General features: G+C 54.8%; 16 protein-coding genes. 8 read left to right on the top strand and 8 right to left on the bottom strand.

Annotated features, from left to right (window positions below; translation table 11 throughout):
• The first annotated feature begins 198 nt into the window (after positions 1 to 198).
• The 4 genes from E2H86_RS14145 (at position 199) to E2H86_RS14125 (ending at position 4048) form a co-directional block, all read left to right on the top strand.
• Positions 199 to 711 (top strand): hypothetical protein, encoded by a 513-nt coding sequence (locus E2H86_RS14145; protein ID WP_133328765.1) that lies wholly within the window; start codon positions 199 to 201, stop codon positions 709 to 711.
• 323 nt (positions 712 to 1034) lie between these two features.
• Positions 1035 to 1763 carry a metallophosphoesterase gene (locus E2H86_RS14140; RefSeq protein WP_133328763.1) on the top strand — a complete coding sequence of 243 codons (729 nt, stop codon included), beginning with the start codon at positions 1035 to 1037 and terminating at the stop codon, positions 1761 to 1763.
• A 633-nt stretch (positions 1764 to 2396) separates the two neighbouring features.
• Positions 2397 to 3047 (top strand): HAD family hydrolase, encoded by a 651-nt coding sequence (locus E2H86_RS14130; protein WP_133328761.1) that lies wholly within the window; start codon positions 2397 to 2399, stop codon positions 3045 to 3047.
• Positions 3048 to 3409: 362 nt separating this feature from the next.
• Positions 3410 to 4048 carry a hypothetical protein gene (locus E2H86_RS14125; RefSeq protein WP_133328759.1) on the top strand — a complete coding sequence of 213 codons (639 nt, stop codon included), beginning with the start codon at positions 3410 to 3412 and terminating at the stop codon, positions 4046 to 4048.
• A 350-nt stretch (positions 4049 to 4398) separates the two neighbouring features.
• Here E2H86_RS14125 and E2H86_RS14120 read toward each other — a convergent pair whose 3' ends face one another.
• Entirely contained in the window at positions 4399 to 4755 is a 357-nt protein-coding gene (locus E2H86_RS14120; RefSeq protein WP_133328757.1) for a hypothetical protein, read from the bottom strand.
• 980 nt (positions 4756 to 5735) lie between these two features.
• On the opposite strand from E2H86_RS14120, the gene E2H86_RS26095 reads away from it, so the two are divergent.
• Together E2H86_RS26095 and E2H86_RS26090 are read left to right on the top strand one after the other, a co-directional pair.
• Entirely contained in the window at positions 5736 to 5963 is a 228-nt protein-coding gene (locus tag E2H86_RS26095; protein WP_207955631.1) for an SDR family oxidoreductase, read from the top strand.
• 282 nt (positions 5964 to 6245) lie between these two features.
• Entirely contained in the window at positions 6246 to 7205 is a 960-nt protein-coding gene (locus tag E2H86_RS26090; RefSeq protein WP_207955630.1) for a hypothetical protein, read from the top strand.
• 91 nt (positions 7206 to 7296) lie between these two features.
• On the opposite strand, the gene E2H86_RS14105 is transcribed toward E2H86_RS26090, so the two are convergent.
• Positions 7297 to 8265 (bottom strand): alpha/beta fold hydrolase, encoded by a 969-nt coding sequence (locus tag E2H86_RS14105; RefSeq protein WP_133328938.1) that lies wholly within the window; start codon positions 8263 to 8265, stop codon positions 7297 to 7299.
• A 227-nt stretch (positions 8266 to 8492) separates the two neighbouring features.
• Here E2H86_RS14105 and E2H86_RS14100 point away from each other — a divergent pair, with 227 nt between their 5' ends.
• Positions 8493 to 9644: a sensor histidine kinase gene (locus tag E2H86_RS14100; protein ID WP_133328755.1), complete on the top strand. Its 1152-nt coding sequence runs from the start codon at positions 8493 to 8495 to the stop codon at positions 9642 to 9644.
• On the opposite strand, the gene E2H86_RS14095 is transcribed toward E2H86_RS14100, so the two are convergent.
• The 6 genes from E2H86_RS14095 to E2H86_RS14070 form a co-directional block, all read right to left on the bottom strand.
• Positions 9637 to 9885, bottom strand: a complete 249-nt coding sequence (locus E2H86_RS14095) for a hypothetical protein (RefSeq protein ID WP_133328753.1) — start codon at positions 9883 to 9885, stop codon at positions 9637 to 9639. The two genes, E2H86_RS14100 and E2H86_RS14095, sit on opposite strands and share 8 nt — an antisense overlap.
• Before the next feature lie 78 nt (positions 9886 to 9963).
• The gene (locus E2H86_RS14090; protein ID WP_133328751.1) at positions 9964 to 10428 is read right to left on the bottom strand and encodes a hemerythrin domain-containing protein; all 465 of its coding nucleotides are present in this window, start codon (positions 10426 to 10428) and stop codon (positions 9964 to 9966) included.
• A 90-nt stretch (positions 10429 to 10518) separates the two neighbouring features.
• Positions 10519 to 12273 (bottom strand): glycoside hydrolase family 15 protein, encoded by a 1755-nt coding sequence (locus tag E2H86_RS14085; protein ID WP_133328936.1) that lies wholly within the window; start codon positions 12271 to 12273, stop codon positions 10519 to 10521.
• A 506-nt stretch (positions 12274 to 12779) separates the two neighbouring features.
• A complete protein-coding gene (locus E2H86_RS14080; protein ID WP_133328749.1) occupies positions 12780 to 13223 on the bottom strand; it encodes a DUF421 domain-containing protein in 444 nt (147 codons plus the stop codon).
• Between the two features lie 9 nt (positions 13224 to 13232).
• Positions 13233 to 13685 carry a hypothetical protein gene (locus E2H86_RS14075; protein WP_133328748.1) on the bottom strand — a complete coding sequence of 151 codons (453 nt, stop codon included), beginning with the start codon at positions 13683 to 13685 and terminating at the stop codon, positions 13233 to 13235.
• A gap of 65 nt (positions 13686 to 13750) precedes the next feature.
• Entirely contained in the window at positions 13751 to 14254 is a 504-nt protein-coding gene (locus tag E2H86_RS14070) for a CinA family protein (protein WP_133328746.1), read from the bottom strand.
• 152 nt (positions 14255 to 14406) lie between these two features.
• On the opposite strand from E2H86_RS14070, the gene E2H86_RS25995 reads away from it, so the two are divergent.
• On the top strand, positions 14407 to 14568 hold the full coding sequence (locus E2H86_RS25995) for a hypothetical protein (RefSeq protein ID WP_165976071.1): 162 nt from the start codon (positions 14407 to 14409) through the stop codon (positions 14566 to 14568).
• Positions 14569 to 14581 lie beyond the last annotated feature (13 nt).

The raw sequence follows: 14581 nt of genomic DNA, 5'->3' as shown, positions 1-14581 counted from the left end.
CGTGATGGGTTTTTTGGGGTTTTTTGGCTAGCACATGACGCTCCAGTCGTACGGCGTTCTAGCTACAGGGTCACCGGGTCACCGGGCTGCGGTGGATGCCAGCTGCTCAAAGTCAGCGCTCCGCTCGCGTGTTTCCTGCGGCGGCAAATTAAGACTCAGATTGCTTTATGTGCAGGGTAGGTATTAAGGAAGCCTAGGATGTCAGAGCTGAGGAAAGTAACAGTTACCGTCAAGAATTATGAATTTCACTCATCTCAAGACTGCGCGCGCCTCTACAAGCAGGTTCGCTTGTTGGATGACTCAGGCAAGATTTTTTACTACAAAAACCTAATCATTCCTAAGTACCTTGAAGGCAAAGGTGCGTTTGCATCTGATGTGCCAAGGACGTGGTATGTAAAAAATATTCATAAATCCGCCGTTGTGCTGGTCGCGTTTGAAACCAAAAACGGTACGGTTGAATATGACCTTGACGAAGTTCGTCAGTTGTCACGATCCGGTTTTTGGGCCGGAGTTCTGATTGGCGTCGCGTCGATTCCAGCTGGCATCGTCATTTCGTTTGCAACTTTTGGTGCTGGGCTTTTGCTGATTCCATTCGGCCTATACCAGGCTTACAAGCAGGTTTTCAGGATCCCAGCGATCCTGAGTCGAAAGCGGCTGCTGGAGGACTTTTCCCAATTAGGAATCAGTGTGGGTGAGGGGTGGTCACGCTAGACGTCTGCTGGGGTGGGTGGATGTAGCCGTCGAAGTCTACGAACGCACTCACTCAGTGCGCGGCCTTCTTTTCGACCACCTGCCTCCATAGTTGAAGCACCATCAGCATGGAGATACTCAGCTTCTGAGTACTCATCATTCACCCTATTCGAGGGTCATCCAGGATCAGCCGCTCTACCCAGGCCGGGTAGGGTATGGCGCATGGTCAGCTTTAACCAGCTTCAATATAGCGATAAGCCGTCAATTGGAAGGCCATACATAAGCCTCTCAGCAGCTCTATGGTCGGCCAGGCAAGCCTCCCTGTCCCAGGCAAAGGTTCCTGAATGAAGATCCTGATTTACTCGGATTTGCACAACGAATTCGATCGCTTCATCCCTCCGGCTCTAGACGTCGACCTGGTGATTTTGGCAGGGGATATCGACCTGCTGAACCGAGGTGTGAAGTGGGCCAATGAGACGTTCAGCAGTGATGTGATTTATTGCAGCGGCAATCACGAGTTTTACAAAGGCCATCTCACCCGCACTCGCGAGAAAATGGAGACAGCAGCATCCTCGCATGTTCACGTCCTGGATAACCAAGTCTGGACATCGAACAACGTTCGGTTTCTGGTCGCGACGTGTTGGACAGATTTCAGTGGTACTGGGGATGTGATGGCCGCCTCCAGTGCGTGTGTGCGGGGTCTGAACGATTTTCGAATGATCCGTACAGGCAGTGAGTATCGACGTATCCGGCCTGCAGATCTCATCGAAATGAATCGTGCTTCATACGAATTTCTCCGCGAGCAGCTCGCCACCCCCTTCGGTGGCCAAACCGTAGTCGTAACCCATCACTGTCCCATTCCTGAGGCTTCCGGGTCAGAGTACTCAGGGCACTTGAGTGCTGCCTATTTCAATCGTTGGCACGCGCTCGTTGATCAGACTGATGTCTGGATTTTTGGGCATACCCACCATGCGATCGATCGGTCTTACGGACGGTGCCGGCTGATCTCAAATCCGCGTGGGTATCCATCAGAAGAAACCGGTTTTAACTCGTGCAAAATTTTGGAGATTTGAAGTGTTGAACAACGCCAGGTGCTCGGTGAACGGCGAGCCCCCCATCCCTCTAAAAGTATTAGCTGCGAAGCGTATCAAGTGGGGTGTGATTATCGATGCCTACTTGATCGATGTCGCGAGGGTAGGGGCACGCTACTCGGCCATGGTTTTCTCTGATCGCTCGGGCCTCATTCAGGACGGAGAGACAGTTGCCACCCCGCCGGCTAAGACTGTCGATGAGCAGCAGGGCTTTGTATTACTCCAGAGCCTCTGTGGTCGAGATCATTACGTCGTCGTGAATTGGCTCGAAGCCTGTGAGGCTAGTATTTGTCCCAGCCCATAAGGCGCTCTGGATCGGTGGCTACGGAAACATTGTGGCCGAGGCCCGTGTGCCCCTTGGAAGTAGCAATCGCTTCTGCGCGCAGTCGGCTTCAAATCGCAGCTTGTCGATACCTGCTTCTGGGTTGTGTAAACCACTTTTTTGATGTGTAAACCTGCGTGGTTTACAGGTCAAAAAACTCGTTTACAGTCCAGCTGTGGGGGGCCAAGTCTTGATGGAAACGGTCGGTGAAACACGCTTGGACTTGGTTTTGTCTTGTGACTGTTCGATCCGAACAGGGGTGTTTGAATCAGGTAAGACAGGAAGGAGGGGCAATGATTTCGGCAGTCGTCTTCGACGCTTTCGGTACCATTGTTCGCATTGGTCAACGCACCAACCCCTACAGTGTTCTGCTTAGAGAGGGCCGTCGCCAGGGTTTGGCGCTAAGACCCGACAGCACTCATTTCGTGATGACGGCGAACCTCAGTTTTGACCAAGTAGCTGATCATCTTGGGATCGAGCTTCCTTCATCGAGGCGAGCCGAGATGAACGATGCGCTGAGCAAGGAACTGACATCTATCGAGCTATACCCTGATGCGCTTGAGGCGATTGACCAGTTGCAGGAGGCAGGGGTGATCATTGGTATTTGTTCGAACCTGGCCCAGCCCTACGGCCCTGTGATCACGAAAGCCTTTCCGCACGTGCAATGCCACGCTTTCAGTTACGAGCTCGGGGTCATGAAGCCCGACCCCAGTATCTACCTGAGCATTTGCCGGGAGATGGGGGTGGAAGCTCGCTGCGCTGAGCTTGAAAGAGCACGAGAGAAAGACCGAGTGGTGATGATTGGCGATTCCAGAAAATGCGACAGAGATGGCCCCAAAGCTGTGGGGATCGTGGGGTATCACTTGGATCGGTCAGGGCAGGGTGAGATCAGCGACCTCATGCAATTCGCCAACCTGATCACCGAGCGCAATCGCACCGATTAAGCAGTTACCACTGAGCGATCTGAGCAGCCAGAGCTCAGCACAGAACGCCCTTTGTGGATCATCCATTCAATCGACCCCACCCCCGAGTTGAGAGTCCTACACAGCGATACCCGAATGACGGAGGGCCGAGGCTCCCATTCCTTATACCGTGGCGCAACGCGGACAGGGATATACCGGCGAAGATGTCATTTGGCCGTAGCGTTGATTTCGTCAGACGGACGTAAATGGAGCAGAACACTGCGTGGAAGCAGGCCCTCAAGCCATAGCTTCCCGCAAACTTTGACATGACGCTGAGCTTATGGCCCGGTAACTCTCAGTGCCTCCGCCAGGCCTCAGAGTTGCGGGGCCCAGCCGAGGATGCGATGCGCATCCCTGTCGTTGCCTCCTTCGCGACCTCGTCATCACAAAACGGCTTGCCTTTAGCTTGTCCCACCTCGAAATCTCTGTATGGTCTGCGTGAGCCACCTTCGGTCTGGGGAGAACGACGCTTGCGATTAAAACGAATCACCATCTGGGTGCCTGGGCTGATTTTCGCCTCGATCAGTCTGTCCTACTGGTACATCCAGCTTTGCCTGTTCGACGTCATGGCATGGAATTACAACGTCTGCCACGCCTTGTTCGGGTTCACGTTCCCCTTTGCTCTGAGTTACCTATCTTGCGAGTGGTCGGACATCCAAATCATTAACTTGAGGAAAGTACTTAGTCGTATCTTTGCGGTGCCTCTTCACGCTTGGCCGCTGGCCCTCGTGCGCACGGCGAGACGTTCGACTGTTCGAGACTTTAAAGAAGGCGTCAGCTGGAAGCCCGCCATGGGCGTGCTGTTTGCCCTCGCGTTATCAATGGGCAATGAGATGTGGAATGATCCCATCACCAACGGAATCCCGTTCACTCATGCGTACCAGCACTTCGTAGCGGATCTGGCCGGTATGGCGTTGTTCCTAGCGGTCACCTACATATTCAGCGCGCGTCAGAAACGACGTGTGGCCCTGCGGCAAGCGTGAAGTAACTCGAACTAAAAGGTAGGCCGGAACAGACTCGGCTGATTCAGCTTACGATGAGTGATTTTCGAGCAGGATAAGGACTCTGTCGTGGGCTTGGCTCAACGTAGCACTCAGCTAGCGGCATCGGGCCGCCACACGATTTCCGCTGTAATTGCAGGATGCGAACAGGGGTAGGCAGAGTGCCCTCATCGCGTCGATGCGATCCAAGTAGTGGCGGTACCTGCGGCAACTTGTTGGGGGGGTACGATAGCGGGTTACTGGATGAGTCACCAAACCCTAGCCAGCGTCAGCCGATATCCCTTCCAAAGCCAATATCCGCAGGCTTACTGTATGAGCTACTTGAAAGACCACTAGCCCGCAAAGCCATGCTCCAGCCGCCTGATCAGATCCAGGGCTTCCTCAACGTCGATATCAATCAGGCGTTTATGGCCGAGGGTTCGCAGCGGTTTCGATAACCACCCGATTGCCAAGGCCTCGTCGCCGAACAATCCAACTGCTGCATCGAGCAGCTGCGGATCAATCGTACTCGACGGATTGCGACTTTCAAGCGTTGAACTCATGGCGTCTTCGATGGCGACGGCAAGTGTTTCTAGCGCCTCTGCAAGACGAGCGTTCTCACGAAAATCTGCCGTGTTTGGCTGGTGGTCTATGCAGTGACGCAACAGCGCCTCCGCGTCATTGGTGTTCAAGTCCAACTCGATCAGCATTTCAGTTCCATCAAAGGAAAGCGTCAGGGCCTCTCTGCATTCTAAATGCCCCAGTCCTTTGGCGGCAGGCCGGATCCACGAAAGCAGGCAGTCAGGTAATTCTCACCGAAAGATTGCACATGCTCGCCGACCGCTCCGGTGCGTTCTGCAAAGCCAGGTTTTTGAGTTTGGTGCCCAGCATTCGCCGGTGATTGCGTGCTTCGCCGCCCTTTGCAATGGGCTCATAGCTCCGCGCCGGAGCAGTAAGGATCGCTACCGTCTTAGTCGGTAACTAATGTCCATTTAGCGATGTTTTTCCACATTTTACCGCTAAAAGCTTGCCAGCTCGGCAATTTCTTTACTGCTCGTCGGGGTTTGGCGTTTTTCTTCCACCCCCCCCCTCTTGAAAATTTTTAAGCGAGACGGAGTTCTTATATTTGAGACCAAAGAAAAAGTACGGTGCAACTGCTACCGACGATTTCCGGTTCAAGCGCGGTGACATGGCCACGCTTTTCGCTTTTGATCTGCAAGGTTTTTGAGGTTTCAGATGCCTTGCCCGCCAGGTAGGCGGGGCAGGGAGGGGGATCGGCATTTCGGCCATAGGCCGCTGCTTTTGCTTTTGCCTTCAAACAAGGAAATTGAGCCACAGAAAATTTTGAGTGGGGTAGCTGCGTCTGAAATCCTAACTGTGTCGGACAACACTGCGTTGGATGAGCCTAACCCGCGTTTTGATCCAATGGGTGCTCAGGGCGGGGCACCGGTTTCCGGTACATTACTGACAAGCTTGGATGAGCCGACCGGTATTGGGTGGAATTGGGTGTGGAGAATGGGTTGGTAGACGATCGTAACCATCGGATCTGTCCGTCTTAGGTGGCCGTCAGACGCCAGGTGGATGGCATCAAATTCCGTAATCTCACTGGCCCGTCATCTTCAAGCATTGATCTTCGAGCACGTCACCGCTACCAGGTCTTTGGTTTTGGCAGTGATGGATCAGGGTGTCCGTGAACTCTGTCCACCCAGGCACCATCCTCACGCCGATCAACATCGAGAAGAGTAAATCGATGCCAGGCGGCACCGAGAAGTACCTCGCCGACATGAAGGTGCTGCACCCGTTGGGGATCGGTGAGCCAGATGACATCGCTTACGCCGTTCTCTTCCTGGCATCGGAGGAGTCGAAATTCATGACGGGCAGTGAGCTTGTAATCGATGGTGGTTACACCGCTCAGTAATGCTGAGGCGCACTGTCGCCGAGTTAGATAGGGGCTTACACCTAGAAGCCACTCGGCAGCCGCCAGGCGCGAGTGGTTTTTTTTTAGCAGACCCTCAGCTCACTCTGGCAGGCAGTACGTTTAAAGTGGGTGCTAATCTCTGGCCTACCACCACCGGTTGTGATCCCCGATCAATGAAGTGCGAGATCGTTTTGCGAGGTGGTAGCTCCCTCGCCAGTACTGGCCAAGGGTCTTCTGACATCAATGGTTGAACAGGTATTGGCAGCCCTAGGGAGTTTACGTATGAGCATGCTTCAGAACGCCGTCACATCCATTCAGCTTGGCGTCGAGGATTTTCATAGCGACGATCCCAGAAGGGTGCTCTCGGCCATTCGGAACCTCTACGCAGGCTTGTTGCTGCTATTCAAATGTAAGCTGCAGCAGCTCAGCCCTGTGGGGTCAGATGAGGTTTTGCTCAAGACCGAAATCACTCCGGTAATTGATTCCGAAACCGATGAGGTTGTCTGGAGAGGTAAAGGTAAGAAAACCGTTGATTACATGGATATCCAGCGCCGACTTATCTCGCTCGGCATCGGGGGTGTTGACTGGAAATTACTCGCGAACCTTCAGGCAATCCGGAATGATTCTGAGCACTATTACAGCCAGAACACGCCATCCCAGATGCAGGAGGCGATTGCGAGCGCACTGCAATTGATTATCCAATTCTGCCAACCCCATCTAGGCGAAGATCCTGTAAAGCTGCTTGGGGGGCCATGCTGGAAATCTCTTGTAGAGGTCGAACAGGTCTACACGCTGCAACACAAAGCGTGTTTGGAGTCCTTGGAAAAGGTTGATTGGGCTTTCCCAGAGCTTGCTGACGCGGTCGAGGAAATTCGCTGCCCTTGCTGTTCATCGCAGCTGGTTCGAGTCGATGATCCGGCGCTGGAGCCAGAGTGCCTGGAGTTTTTTTGTATGGCGTGCCTGCAGTCAAGCAGCTATGAGGAGGTTATGGCTCCAGCGTTGGTCGAGTCCCTAGCTGGCATCAATTACGTCAATGTAAAAGACGGTGGAGACCCATGCAATGAAACATGCCACGCATGTGGCATGGACAGCTTTCTAGTTGAGCATGGGAAATGTGCGATCTGCTTTTCCGAGCTGGATTACACAGAATGTCCTGTATGCAGCACTGCTTTAGGAGTGCATGAACAGGAATTTGGAGGGCTATGTAGCTACCATCATTACCTTGCGACCAAGGACGATTAATCCAACTACGTAAGCGTGATTGAGATGACCCCTTCCACTAAAGCAGCGCTCGAAATGCGCGTCGAGCGCTGCCTGGGCAAAGCTCAGATCATCACTGTGCGATCCATTGTGTAAGAGCCTGGTTGAATTTTCCCGGTTCCTCCATCTGAGGTGCATGTCCCAACCTAGGGAACTCAATCAACTCTGCCCCAGGTATCGCTTTTTGGGCGGCTCTGCCCAGCTCAGGATATTTTCCAATCTTGGCCTTTACCTCTGCAGGTGCGATGTCACTTCCAATGGCCGTGGTGTCTCTCTGGCCAATCATCAAGAGGGTTGGGACTCGGAGCTTCGGTAACTCATATACGACAGGCTGAGTGAAGATCATGTCGTAGATGAGGGCGGAGTTCCAGGCTACAGCTTTCTGGCCAGGGCCAGCATTGAGCCCTGCGAGCATATCGACCCATCGGTCGAATTCAGGCTTCCAGCGGCCATCGTAATAGGTCTTCTGCTCATAGGTCTTGATGCCTGCTGCGGTCAGCTTCAGCTCCCGATCAAACCATTGGTCGACTGTTCGATAGGGAACACCCATAGCCTTCCAATCCTCTAACCCGATCGGGTTAACCAGGACTAATTTTGACGTCTCCGAGGGGTACATCAAGGCATAACGGGTAGCCAGCATGCCGCCAGTTGAGTGGCCGACAACGCTAGCTTTATTGATGTCCAACTGCTTCAACAGCTCGTGAGTGTTGTAGGCCAACTGCTGAAAAGTGTACTGATAATTGTCGGGTTTGCTTGAAGAGCAGAACCCGATTTGATCCGGGGCGATCACCCTATAGCCTGCATCGCTCAGTGCCCTGATCGTATCCTCCCAGGTGGCCGAGCAGAAGTTCTTGCCGTGCAACAACACTACTGTTCCAACGGTTGATTCCGGCTTTCGCGCCGGTACGTCCAAATACCCCATCTGCAAGGCTTTTCCCTGCGAGGTGAAGTTCAAATGCTTCAAGGGGTAAGGGTAGGTGAAGCCCTCCAGTTGCGGGCCGTACACGTTGGCAGCAGCAGCGTACTGCGCGCTAGATCCCATCAATCCTAAGAAGATTACCGCTTGTATTTTGCTTCTCACGAGTCGTGTTCCCAGTTTCCATAACTTTGCACTGACTAAGCACCGTCTAGGTTAAAGGGTCGTTAACGTGCCTGGAAACATTGCCTTGCTCCTCCTCTCCCAGAGGCGTTCACTGGAGGCTGGTGACCGCAGGATGCTCATCGCTGGATGGTCTATTCTGATAAACCGCACTCTGGTGAGGAAAATCAATGCGGTTGGCTGAATTCATTCTTCTGGAAATGGAAGCGATCCTTCAGGCTTGGGAGGACTTTGCGCGGACGATTGACACGCCTGTGCCCGATCTTGACGAGGCCGGCCTGCGAAATCATGCAGAACGCATTATGCGTACCGTTGCCGCTGATATGGCCTCGCCTCAATCGGCAATCCAGCAATTCGAAAAATCCCGAGGTATGCAGGCACCTAACTCGGTAGAGACCGCCGCCCAGGTACATGCTCTCACCCGCCTTGACGCTGGATTCACACTCGACCAGGTCGTTGCCGAGTATCGAGCATTACGCGCTAGCGTGCTTCGCTTATGGCTGGCTCGACAATTGGCCGGAGAGCCCCATGACGTCGAAGACATGGTTCGTTTCAACGAGGCCATTGATCAAGCACTGGGTGAGTCGATTACATCCTATGGCATCGCAGTTGAGACAACCCGGAAACTCGTCCTCGGTGTACTCGGACATGACCTACGAACGCCTATTACAGCAGCTCTCCTGGGGGCGGAAATGTTGTGCCGAAAAGGCAATCTCTCCAAGAATGATGCGAGGGTAGCGAATCAGGTCGCGGCGAGTGTGGCGCGATCGAAGCAAATCGTGACCGATCTGCTGGATTTGGCCAAAGCGAATCTGGGCTCGGGTATCCCCATCCAGAAAGAGAATGTCGATCTCTCTCTGGTGTGTAAAACGCTCGTGGAGGAGCTTCGCGTTTCTCGACCCGAGATCACGGTAAATCTTCACGGGGGAAATCCAGCTCATGGGCAGTTTGACGCGGCCCGAATGGGGCAGGTGTTCTCCAACCTCATCGCCAATGCTTTTCACCATGGAGATCATGCCAAGCCCATTACGGTAACGTTGACCCCGAACCCAGCGGCGGTAGAGTTCAGCGTGCATAACTGGGGTAAGCCCATTCCACCTGACCTATTGCCTCACTTGTTTGACCCTCAAGGCCGATACTCGCGTCTGACTTCGGAGCATCATGAGGCATCAGGTGGCTTAGGACTTGGCTTGTTCATCGTGGGCGAGATCGTGACCCGTCATGGAGGAACTATCAACGTTAAATCCAGCCAGAACGCAGGCACGACTTTCAGTATCTCGCTGCCTACGACTAGCGATCTCAGCCAAGCGCCATTCAGCTAACCACTTCCAGCTGCGTATTCTTCTTCCACCCTCGCAGATTCATGGCGCATAGACAGAATTGCAGGATGATCAGAGCCCAGGCATGTGCTTGCCAGCCCCATACAGCCCACAGCACGTTGCTTGCGATGAAACAGCAGAATCCTATCTTCCTTCTACCCGGACGGCGCGAACCGATGCACCAGGCTGCCAGCACGGTCATCACCATGGCAGGCCATTCAAGTAACCCAATCCAATATTCCATGAAACCTTCCAACTGATGATGGGGTATCTGAAGCTGCTAACCTGCCAGCGTTCTGAGCGCTGGCAGGTGATCGCTTGGCTAAGCCGCTCGCTGCTCGCCCTTGAGCATTTTTTTCTGCATTTCCATGGTTTGCCCGAGCTCCTCAAGGGTGTCCTTGCTCAGAAGCTTCTTCGCCGTGGGGAAGAGCTCGCCTTCTTCTTCCTCGATGTGATGCTCCAGCAACTCCTTCATGACCTTGACCCGCCCGGCGAATTCGACGGTGCCGGTTTCGGTATGCAGGAGGTCGGGTAGTACGAGGGAGTCGACAGTCCGGTGTTCTTCCTTGGCCTCGTAGTACATCTTCGCTTCTTCTTTGCCACCCGCTTCCTTGATGGCGGGATAGAGAATTTCTTCTTCGAGCGCGGTGTGAATTTGCAGCTCCTGCTCGATCCTGTGGAGCAACTCCGCCCGCTTCTTCACCGCTCGCTCGGTGGTGGTGGACAGTTCTTCGAGCAGCTTCTTCACCAGCTTGTGGTCTTGAATCAGTAAGTCGATAGCGTTCATGGCGATACCTCATCACGGATTGGATGTAAGAATTTGCCTATGGTTGAGTTGCCGGCAAGCGACACAGTTCAACGCAGATGATGTCTGGCGTCATCGTTGAGGATGGCAACCTCCAATGGCCATTGCTGCTTTGAGGGCTGCCAGGTGAGTCAAGCCCTGCGGAAGGTTGCCCAGATACTGTCTAGTCTGCGGATCGATCATCTCCGAGTAGATGCCAACCCCGTGTGATAGTCCTTTTGAAGCGTCTGCATAGGCAGCTTTGGCGCGATCTTGGTTACCCAGGATGGCCCAGGCTTCGATAAGCCAGAATGTGCAGGCCAGGAAGCAACCTTCCTCTTCCTGTGCATCGGTGTAGCGATAGTGGAAAGCGCCGGCTCCCAGATCACGATCAATGGCTTCCAGCGTGCTGCGCATACGTTCCTTGCTGGGGTAGCCGAACCTGACGGCCAGTGCCAGTGAAGCGTCCAGTCGGTCGCTGTTTGGATAGAACAGGTAAGCCTTGCGTTCTTCGCTCCAGCAATGCGCCTCGATCCATTCCTGGATGCGCTGTCGCTCGCGATCCCAGCGTTCACGGCAGGTGGTGGGAAGATGGCCACCGTCTGCCAGTTCGATGGCCCGACTCAAGGCTTGCCAGCAACTGATCTTGGACATTGTGTAGTGCTGCTTTTCCGGCAATTCCCAGATACCGGCGTCCTGCTGACGCCAACAGTCGGCGCACTGGTCGGCAAGACGTGAGAGGAGTATGGCGCTCGGGGCATCGAGAATGTTGCCGCTGTCGATGAAGCAGCGCGCTGTCTCGAAGATGTCACCGAACACCCCGTGTTGAAGTTGGTCACGGGCGTCGTTGCCGACAACGGGTGGCGAGTTCTTGTAACCAGGCAGGTCGACTGGACGCTCGCAATCACCGATTGCCCCGTCGAGGGTATAGAACACCCGAGGCCCATGTTCATTCAGCCGGCGCAATAGCCAGGTAAATGCAGCCTTGGCTTCCGGCTGTGCGCCAATGCCCAGAAACGCCTCGATGGTGTAGCCGGCATCGCGTATCCAGGCGAAGCGGTAGTCGTAGTTCTTGCTGCCGCCAATCCGTTCGGGAAGGGAAGAGGTCGCTGCTGCCATGATCGAGCCACTTGGAGAGGACAGTAGAAGCTTGAGGGCCAGCGCATTGCGGACGACCTGGGTCTGGTGAGGGCCGTCGTAGACCAGCCCTTTCGACCACTGGCACCACTCCCGGTGCGAGCCGTCGATGCGTTCATCGATCAGGTTCAATGGCGGTGCCACCAAGGGCTCATCTCGCCCTGCGATGATTGCGACCACTGAGCGTTGTCCCGCTGCAAGACTAAGAACACCACGGACGCCCATGTCGTCTTTGCGTTCGATGTGCACCTGATGGTCGTGCAGGAATATGCCGAGTATTCGGCCCGCATGAAACACGCAGGCATTGTCATTCGGCGCCACGTAGGGGCTTACCGTGTCGGCTTGGGTTCCGAAGTCGATGGCGATGTCGAAGTCGACCTTACCCTCGATACCTTCGATGCGCCTGGCGAGTTCGGCCCAAGGCAGGCGTCCAGCTGGCCCGCTGTTCAAGGATTCCGTCAGCCGAGCACGACCCTGACGGGTTATGAAGATTGTCTCAAGGACGTTGCTGTCTGTTAGGTAGCGGCGCTCAGCAACGAAGGGCTCGCTAGGGGTAATGGAAAAGAAGCCTCCTTTTTCAGGGGCCAGTAGCTTGTCGAATAAGGGTGGTGAATCCATGTGTGGCACACACCACCAGTCGATGGAACCGTCCAGACCAATCAGTGCCACAGAACGCCCATCTCCGAGCGCACCATACTGCTCCAGGGGCAACCATCCACCCTCATCTCGCTGAGGTGCACCCTTTTGAGCTTCTACTGGTTCTCTTTCCATCGGTATGCCTTCGATATCACGTGTTCTGATTCCGACATGGCTATCGAGCGTCTGGTTCGTCTGAAGTCAGCGCTTAGCAATTAGAGGGAATTCAGGACTGGCATGGATATCTCATGTAAAGCGAGACGCAAGGGAGCTTCGTGCCATCGCGTTTTACCCTGCAGGAAACAAGAACAAAAGGGGGCTTACATGAGTTGTCTGATTTGCGCGGGGCAAGCTGAGTCCGTGGAATGCACCAGTGGCTGGGAAGAGCGACGCTGTATTCATTGTGGCTGTTACCGAATGTCTCAAGCACTCATTCTGCTGATGATGGAAGAGGGTCAGATTTTTGATACCGAGCGGATGCGGGCCTGGTTGGTGTCCCGGCGCGAGCTGGTACCCGTTCCTACTATCGACCATAGCCAGGCGATATTGGCACTCTAAACCAGCCTGGGCATCCTGGTGTCTTACTCTGCGGGAATGATCGAGATCTTTCCATTGCGTTCGACGATGGCGAATTTGACCTGCTCAATGTGCTCGATGCCTTGGCTGTCCCGCGCTGACTCAAGGATATCGTCTTCCGTGAGTCGTGCCCGACGCATGCGGTGATGCAGGAAGCGCCCATTTTCAACAATCAGGGTAGCGTGCCCGTCCAGAAATCTGGCCAAGGGCTTGGAGTTGAGCTTCGCGAGTGAAAGGCCGACGTCCAAAACAATGAGCGTGGCAATTACCAGCATGGCATTGGTGAACGAAAAGTCGTCACCCAGAAGCGCCTGCTGGGTGGCTTCCCCGATGATCAGCAACAACACGAAGTCAAAGGTCGTCAGGTCGGCCAGTGAGCGCCGCCCGGCTACGCGAAACAGCAGCATAAGGGCGACGTACATCCCGGCTGCGCGGAGGATCGAATCCATGACGCACTCCTAGGGGTAAAGGAATGTGGAGAAGTGGACGGCGCTTTCAGGGCCAGCCCTGACGCTGCCCTGCAGAGTACCCACGTGCTCACTTCGAAGGGTCAAGTACAAGGTGGCGACCCCATCTTGCTTAGTACCCAATTGGAACAGCATGGCCTGGCCATGCGACATCGACCGTTGCGGCTCCGGTTGTAACGTCTCGATACTGGCGTCACGGAGCAATGATCCTTCGAGTTGCACTTCCACGGGCTGACCAGGGATACCCTGCACGGTGATGAAAATGCTGTCTGTCGTGCCGCTTCGACTGAGGCGCTGGTACTCAACCCGTACCCGTCCATCCTGGCTCACCACCTCCGCATCGCTCAATGGGCCATTACCGAACAGGCCTGCCAAGGCAAGCAATGCGATGGCCACAAGCACGTACCACCCCACGCGCTCGAAGCGCCAAACACGCTGCTGCATCGGCATGTCTTCTTGAACAGGATGACGCCTGGATAGCAGTTCATCTTCCGACATGATCACACCCCTCAGGCGCGCTCACCGCGTAGCCAGCGCTGGTGATAGTGGGAAAGCCGGGTCAACCCGAACAGGGCGCCTTGGCGCATGACCTCAGACCGCTCGCCGAAGAAACGTTGAGTGCGCGTGAAAACGGCAATTGGCTCGCCGGCGAAAGCCCACGCAAAGCACATCGTCCCCGGGGGTATCCCGGACTCTGGCGCCGGCCCGGCTACTCCGGTGGTGGCGATCACAACATTCGCATCGCTGTCTCTCAAGGCGCCCAAGGCCATTTCCCAAGCTACTGCTTCGCTGGTCAGGCCGTATCGTTCGATGGTTGCGGCGCTGACCCCCAGTAGGCGTTTCTTGGCGCTGGGAGAGTAGACGACGTAGCCGCTTTCCAGCACCTCTCCTGTACCCGGTACCGTCGCCAACAAAGCCACCATGCAGCCCGCAGTGCACGACTCTGCTGTGGTCAAGATCAATCGGTTGTCTTTGAGATAGCCGAGGGCGGCCAGTACAGGGTCGTTTACCATTCCAGAATCGACTCGCTTGTTTTGCGGTGGACGCGATCCTGGGGTAATTGGTTCATCGTCCTGTTGCCCGCCCATCTCCTAAAGTGTCACTGACCTGAACTTTGCCCCGTAGATTGGCTTCCCTTGTTCAAAGGCAATGGGAGGAGAGCAACATGAAGAAAATGAGCGACAGGCAAAAAGAAGGTGCGCAGACAAGGCCGCATGGGGAAGAGGAGCGAGACAACGATGCTCATCGTCCGGATGGATCCACCGGCACATCACATGACTCGACAGCGCAAAAAACGGCCCGTGATCACGATCTGCACAAACGCTGAAAGTGCCACGCAA

Origin of the sequence: Pseudomonas putida (assembly GCF_004357765.1) — a bacterium.
Taxonomy (GTDB): Bacteria; Pseudomonadota; Gammaproteobacteria; order Pseudomonadales; family Pseudomonadaceae; genus Aquipseudomonas; species Aquipseudomonas putida_U.
The sequence above is the reverse complement of the archived record's forward strand: the minus strand, read 5'-3'. Positions and strand labels throughout refer to the sequence as shown.